The sequence below is a fragment of the Streptomyces sp. SBT349 genome, assembly GCF_001083795.1.
Taxonomy (GTDB): Bacteria; Actinomycetota; Actinomycetes; order Streptomycetales; family Streptomycetaceae; genus Streptomyces.
Window position 1 is genome coordinate 1 of record NZ_LAVK01000588.1, and the last position, 2,464, is coordinate 2,464.

At 69.5% G+C, this 2,464-nt stretch carries 1 protein-coding gene; it reads left to right on the forward strand.

The features are described 5' to 3' along the window. The coding region (locus ADY01_RS34930; protein WP_234320540.1) for a hypothetical protein at positions 1-1,603 on the forward strand (1,603 nt) is incomplete at its 5' end. Positions 1,604-2,464 lie beyond the last annotated feature (861 nt).

The window sequence follows — 2,464 nt, forward strand, 5'->3', positions numbered from 1 at the left end:
CAGGCTGCCGCAGGCGACGCTGTCCCTCGACCCGCCCCCGGGCCCGCCCGGCGGACCGCTTCCACCGCCTCCGCCCCCCTCCCTCCCCCCGACCGCCGGGATGCCGCGCGATCCGGGCACCGCCGCCACGGCCGCGCTGCTCAACCTCAGCGGCCTCGGCCTCGGTTACCTCTATCTGCGGCGCTGGCGCCGGGCGATCCCGAGCTGGCTGGTCACCGGCCTCCTGCTGTATGTCGCGCTGCCGGTCACCGCCGAGGGGATCGACGGCCTGTGGGTCGTGCTCTACGGCGTGTGGCTGCTGCTGGCCGCGGCCGACGCCTACCGGGTGGCCGGTCCCTCCCTGCCGGGCCGGACCAGGCGATGGATCCCGCTCACGGCGGGTGCGCTGCTGCTGGCCCTTCCCGCGGCGAGCGTGGTGTTCTTCAACGACGCCCAGCGGCAGGCGCTGGAGGACGACCTCCAGGAGCTGCTGGCCGCCGCGGATGCCGAGGTGGAACGGGCCAACCAGTCGGGCTTCGAGGAGGAGCGTTACCGCGACCCCCTCGACGTGTATCTGGGCGTGCGCGCCGACCACCCCGACACGGATGCCGCGGGCGAGGTGCCCGAACGGCTGGACGCCCTGTACGAGGGGGCCACCGCGGAGCGGACCGGCGAGGACCACTGCACGAGCCTCGACCCGTTGCGCTTCTTCAGTGAACTGCCGGGCGACATCGACGACTCGGAGGCGGAGCGGCTGTCCGGGCAGGCAGCGTCCGATCTGCCCGAACCGCTGCACGGCTGTGGCCTCCAGCGGATCGCCGAGGCCGACGCGGCTGCCGCGGGCGAGCCGTTGACGGAACTCCTGGAGGACCACCCGGAGAGCGAGTACGCGACGGGTCTGCCCCAGGAGCTCGGGGACCGGCAGCGCGGCGCCATCGATGGCATCGGCGGTGACCAGCCCTGTGCATCGTTCGACGAACTGCGCACGCTCAACGGCCTGTTCGGTCGTCTGCCGGGGGCGGAGTTCACCCAGCTGGCCGACGAGGGCGCGGGCCCGGTGCCCGAGGGGCTGTACCAGTGCGGCACGTTCAACTTCCTGGGCGGCCAGTACGCCACCAGCGACACGCACTTGAACGAGCTCGTCGAGGACTACCCGGACCACGAGCGGGTGGAGCACGCGCGGGACATTCTCATCGCCAGCCAGATCGCCGCCGAATACGCCCCGGCCGGTGAGCAGTTGCCGCCCGAGCCTGGTTCCGCGGGTGCGGCCACGGTGACGGTGGAGATCCTCAACGACTCACCCGACGAGCTGGAGATCCTGTGGACGGGGCCGACGACGGGCTCCGAGAGCGTCGGCCCGTGCGGCAGCTGCTCGGTCTATCCCTCGGACCCGGGTGACGCCTCGTGCTCAAGCAGCGGCTATCCCACGGTGACGCTCGAACTGCCCGCCGGCGATTACCACTTCATGCACCGCTCCCCCGGTCTCGACATCAGGACCCTGACGGAGACCGAGACGCTGAGCTCCGACTTCATCTACACCTGGTGCTCGTTCACGACCGAGCAGGACTTCCTCTCCCCCGAACTGCCCGTGATTCCGGAGATTCCTGAGATTCCGGACGTCTAGATGTGATGGGTGGCTGGGGTGGGGCGGCTTCGACGCTTGGCCTAGGTGGCCGGTGCTTGCCCGGGTGTCTGTTTCGTGCGGATGCACGAAAAGAGGCACCTACGGGGGGAGGGTTCGTGGGTGTTCGCCGTCCCGGTGACCGGCCGGTTTGTCGGGTGGAAGAGGTGGGTGTCCGAACGGGCGCAGCGGATGACGGCCGTTGGGGGTCGGTCTGTTCGCTGTGGCTGGGGTGGCGCGCAGCTGCTGCCGCCTCTGTGTGCCCTTGTTGGTCATCCCCGGGGCCGGTGGGGGTCGTTGCCCAACCGGGCCGTGGTGGCGGTGCGCGGTCGTCTGCCCTATTGGGCATCTGGAGGTGGGGACTGTTCTGAAACGCGAAACACTTCGTTTTAAACAGAGTGTTGAAAACAAAGCGTGCGCCGTTTGAAAACAGTCCCCACCCTCCGATGCCCGATAGGGCAACGAACCCACCGGCCCGCTACATAAGCCCAGGCGGCGCGCGGGCAACGACGAATACGTGCGGCCAGAGCAGGCCCGAAGGGTGCGCGCCACCCCAGCCACAGCGAACAGACCGGCCCAAGACCAGAGTCATCCGCTGCGCCCGTCCGGACACCCACCTCATCCAAGAGACCACTGGCCGGTCACCGGGACGACCCCGACCCACGAACCCTCCCCCCGTAGGTGCCTCTTTTCGTGCATCCGCACGAAACAGACACCCGGCCAAGCCCGCGCCACCTAATACTGCAACCGCATCTGGGGGTTGTGGCCTCGGCGTTTGTAGTGGGAGGTGCGGGCTCGGGCCTGGCTGCGTCTGCGGAAGCGTGACCAGTGGAGATGGTGCTCGTTGGTGTGGTGGCGGGGTGT